The sequence below is a fragment of the Sphingomonas sp. genome, from assembly GCF_031372575.1.
In the GTDB taxonomy this organism is placed as follows: domain Bacteria; phylum Pseudomonadota; class Alphaproteobacteria; order Sphingomonadales; family Sphingomonadaceae; genus Sphingomicrobium.
In genome coordinates, this window is sequence record NZ_JANMLM010000040.1 from 1 (window position 1) to 4,235 (window position 4,235).

The window sequence follows — 4,235 nt, forward strand, 5'->3', positions numbered from 1 at the left end:
TCGAGGCTGAGGCGAAGCGCGCGCCAGCCCATCGCCGGATTCTCGGCCTCGTCCTTGATGTCGGTCAGGTAAGGCAAGGCCTTGTCGCCGCCGATGTCGACCGTGCGGAACACCACCGGCTTGTCGCCGGCCGCATCGAGCACCGATTTGTACAGCCGCTGCTGGCTCTCGCGACCAGGCAATGCGGCCGAGACGAGGAACTGGAATTCGGTGCGGAACAGCCCTATACCGTCGGCGCCCGAGGCTTCGAGCATCGCCGCATCCTCAGCCAGCCCGGCGTTGACCATCAGCGACACATTGACCCCGTCGGTGGTTTCGGCGGGGAGGTCTTTCAGGGCCGCATATTGCGCGCGGCGCTTCTGGCTCATCGCCATACGTTGCTCGAACCCCAGCGCCAGCGGGCGGCTCGGGCGGACGACGACGGTGCCGCTGTCGCCATCGACCAGGATGACGTCGCCCTCGTTGGCGACGTGGCGGATACTGCTCAACTTGCCGACTACCGGAACGCCCATCGCGCGGGCAACGATGGTCATGTGCGCGGTCAGCGATCCTTCTTCGAGCACCACCGCCTTAAGCCGGCGCTTGTCATATTCGAGCAGTTCGGCGGGGCCGAGGTTGCGCGCGATCAGCACGGTATCCTTCTGCAAGCCGGTCTGCGCCGCAGTCCCCATCCGCCCGCTGACGATCCGCATCAGCCGGTTGGACAGATCCTCGAGGTCGTGCATCCGCTCCTTAAGCAGGGGATCGTCAATCTCCTGCATCCGGCTGCGGGTGCGTTGCTGGACCCGCTCGATCGCGGCTTCGGCGGTCAGCCCGCTGTCGATCGCCTCGTTGATGCGCCGCGACCAGCCCTCGTCATAGGCGAACATCTTGTAGGTCTCGAGGATCTCATTGTGCTCGCCCGACGTGCCGAATTCGGCCTCGCGGGTCATGGTGTCGATCTGCTCGCGCATCCGGCGGAAGGCGGTGTAGACCCGGGCGCGCTCGGCCTCGGTATCCTCGGCGACGGTATGTTCGACCATCACGCGGGGCTGGTGAAACACCGCCACGCCCTTGGCCATGCCGGTCACCAGTTTGAGCCCGGTCAGCCGCTGCGCGCCGGCAGGGCGCTGGGTCGAGCGGCTGCCGTCGGACAGGCGCGCGCTCGCGATCAACTCGGACAGGACCATCGCGACGGTCTGCAGCGCCTCGATCTCGACCTCTTCGTAACAGCGCGGATCGGCATGCTGGACCGCGAGCACCCCGATCGAATTTTCACGATGGACGATCGGCACCCCGGCGAAACTGTGGAAGCTCTCCTCGCCGGTCTCGGGGCGGTAAGCGAAGGCGGGGTGGTTATTGGCCTCGTCGAGATTGAGGATCCGCCCCTCGGCGGCGATCGTCCCGACCAGCCCTTCTCCGGGCGACAGGCGGGTGACATGGACTGCTGCCTTGTTGAGCCCGTGAGTGGCGAACAATTCGAGCTTGCCATCGCGCTGGACGTAGATCGAGCAAACCTCGCTTTTCATCGCCTCGGCGATCAGGTCGACGACATGGTCGAGCTTGCCCTGCGGGCTCGACCGACGGGCCATCAGCTCGTGCAGGCCGACGATGATCTCGCGCGAGGCAATGGCGGCGGTAAGCGGCATAGCCATTCGCTAGCAGGCGGAAGCGCACGAAGACAATCGCGTCCGGAACATTGCCGACAAAAGTGCCGCAAAATGTCGGGTTTGTATCCGAAACGGAGCCGACAAATTGGGCGATTCGTCAATCCCCGGACGTTCTTGTCCCGATCCTGCCGGAACGCGGGAAAGATTTGACATCAGGGAATTTTTCGATGGCTCGAACGACGATAATGCGCGCCCAGGTGGACGCCGCGAACGCCATGCTGGATCGGATTCGGATTGGCATCGACACGTATAAGGGGGATCCATCGGCTTATCCCCTGTCACTCGATGTGGCGCGACTGGCAGCAGTGCTCAGAATTCATTTCTCGATTGCCGACCGCAATCTCTACCCGTTTCTGATTGCATCGGGATCGCCAGAGACGGCGGCGCTGGCGCGCGACTTCCAGCGCGAGATTTGCACCTTGGCGACGCGCTTCGAACGCTTCAGCCAGCGCTGGCAGTCGAGCAGCGCGATCGCCAGCAACGTCACCTTGTTCCGCAGCGAGGCGGCGGTCATGATCATGGCCCTCCGCCGCCGCCTCCGCCGCGAGACAAGCGACCTGTTCCCGATCGCCGACGCCCTTGCGGAAGCGCTAGATGCTGACTGGCTAGGTGGTCGGGCGGTCGCGTTTTAGGCTTTAGCCGCGACTCTCAAGCGCCGCCGCTGCCTCGTCGACCAGTTCGGCGATGATCTCGGCCACCGGCTCCTCGCGCTTGACCATGCCGACCGATTGCCCGGCCATGACCGATCCGCTCTCGACATCGCCGTCGATCACCGCGCGCTTGAGCGCCCCGGCCCAATAATGTTCGATCTGCAACTGCGCCTCGCCCATCTCGATCTCGCCCGCGTCGAGGCGTCCGGCGACCTCAACCTGCTTGGCGGCGAAGTTGGTCATTCCCTGATTCTTGAGCGCGCGCACCGGGATCACCGGCAGGCGCGGGTCGATCTGGACGCTGGGAATCGCATCGCGGGCCGAGGCGCGGAGGAACGCCTTCTTGAAATTGGCATGGGCGATGCATTCGGTGGCGCAGACGAAGCGGGTGCCCAGCTGGACCCCGACCGCGCCCATTTCGAGATAGGCCGCAATCGCCTCGCCGCGCCCGATCCCGCCCGCGACGAACACCGGAATGTCCTTGGCGACCTCAGGGAGGATTTCTTGCGCCAGCACGCTGGTCGAGACCGGACCGATGTGGCCACCGGCCTCCATCCCCTCGATCACCAATGCGTCGGCACCCGAGCGAATCAGCTTCTTGGCCAGCGCGAGCGCTGGGGCGAAGGCGATCAATTTGGCGCCATTGCCCTTGATCCGGTCGATCGCCCCGCTCGGCGGTAAGCCGCCGGCGAGCACGACATGGGTCACCTGATGCTTGGCGCAGACGTCGATCAATTCGCTGATCATCGGGTGCATGGTGATCAGATTGACTCCGAACGGCCGCGTGGTGCGCTTCTTGGTCTCGGCGATTTCGGTGTCGAGCAAATCGGGGGTCATTGCCCCGCACGCGATCACGCCGAACCCGCCCGCATTGGAGATAGCGGAGACGAGGTCGCGCTCCGAAATCCAGCTCATCGCGCCGCCCAGGATGGCGTATTCGCAGCCGAGGAATTCGGTCCCGCGGTGCATCAAGTCACGCAGCCGCGCCCCGCCCTGGCCGCCGCCGTGCATCGCGCGAGGCTCCGCAATCATTCCTTCGCCGCTCATCTGGTCATCCCTGTTGATCGAGCCCGAAGGCGGTGTGGAGCAGGCGGACGGCGAGTTCCATCTCATCCTCCCGGATCAGGACGCTGACCTTGATCTCGCTGGTCGTAACCGCCAGCAAATTGATTCGGCGCGCGGCGAGCGTGTCGAACATCGCCGCCGACAGCGCCGGGTTGGAGCGGATTCCGACGCCAACGATGCTGACCTTGGCGACCGCATCGTCGGTCAGCATCTCGGTAAAGCCGATCGCCTCGCGCTGGATTTCCATCACCGCCGCCGCTTGGGCGAGGCTGGCGCGCGGGACGGTGAAGGTCAGGTCGCTGATCGGCTGGCCCGCAGTCGCCGCATGGACGATCATGTCGACCGAAATCCCCGCCGCGCTCAGCGGATGCATGATCGCCGCGACCGTTCCCGGCCGGTCGGCGATGCCGGTCAGTGTGATCCGCCCCTCGTTGCGGTCCGAGGCGATCCCGGCGATGGCGTTACGTTCCATATCAGCTCCCAATTCGGCGACGATTTCGGTCCCCGGCAGATCCTCGAACGCCGATAGCACGCGCAAGGGCATCTTCTCACGCATGGCGAGCCCGACGCTGCGCACCTGAAGCACTTTCGACCCCACGCCCGCCAATTCGAGCATTTCCTCGAACGTCACCTGATCGAGTTTTCGCGCGCGCGGGACGATGCGGGGATCGGTGGTGTAGACCCCGTCGACGTCGGTGTAGATGTCGAAACGGTCGGCATTGAGCCCCGCCGCGATGGCGACCGCGCTGGTATCCGATCCGCCGCGGCCCAGCGTTGCCACCCGGCCATCCTCGCTGACCCCCTGGAAACCCGGAATGACCGCGACTGTCCCTGCCTTTAGCGCCTCATCGAGCGTCGCGGACTCGATCTT

4 protein-coding genes are annotated in these 4,235 nt (G+C 65.1%); 1 reads left to right on the forward strand and 3 read right to left on the reverse strand.

The annotated features are described in order from the left end of the window. Positions 1-1,628 (reverse strand): putative PEP-binding protein (locus RMN73_RS03145; RefSeq protein WP_309601866.1); only part of this gene is annotated, 1,628 nt, incomplete at its 3' end. 206 nt (positions 1,629-1,834) lie between these two features. On the opposite strand from RMN73_RS03145, the gene RMN73_RS03150 reads away from it, so the two are divergent. Continuing rightward, positions 1,835-2,281: a hemerythrin domain-containing protein gene (locus tag RMN73_RS03150; protein WP_309601864.1), complete on the forward strand. Its 447-nt coding sequence runs from the start codon at positions 1,835-1,837 to the stop codon at positions 2,279-2,281. 3 nt (positions 2,282-2,284) lie between these two features. Here the strand turns inward: RMN73_RS03150 and RMN73_RS03155 are convergent, their stop codons facing one another. Both RMN73_RS03155 and RMN73_RS03160 read right to left on the reverse strand, forming a co-directional pair. Next, positions 2,285-3,310 (reverse strand): nitronate monooxygenase, encoded by a 1,026-nt coding sequence (locus tag RMN73_RS03155; RefSeq protein WP_309601867.1) that lies wholly within the window; start codon positions 3,308-3,310, stop codon positions 2,285-2,287. A gap of 40 nt (positions 3,311-3,350) precedes the next feature. Next, a partial coding sequence (locus tag RMN73_RS03160; RefSeq protein WP_309601865.1) for an aspartate kinase occupies positions 3,351-4,235 on the reverse strand: 885 nt, incomplete at its 5' end.

What these genes read in the sequence shown, in the direction of transcription:
- RMN73_RS03155 (WP_309601867.1), bottom strand. Translation starts at nt 3,310, where the DNA reads ATGCACGGCGGCGGCCAGGGCGGGGCGCGGCTGCGTGACTTGATGCAC.
- RMN73_RS03150 (WP_309601864.1), top strand. Translation starts at nt 1,835, where the DNA reads ATGCGCGCCCAGGTGGACGCCGCGAACGCCATGCTGGATCGGATTCGG.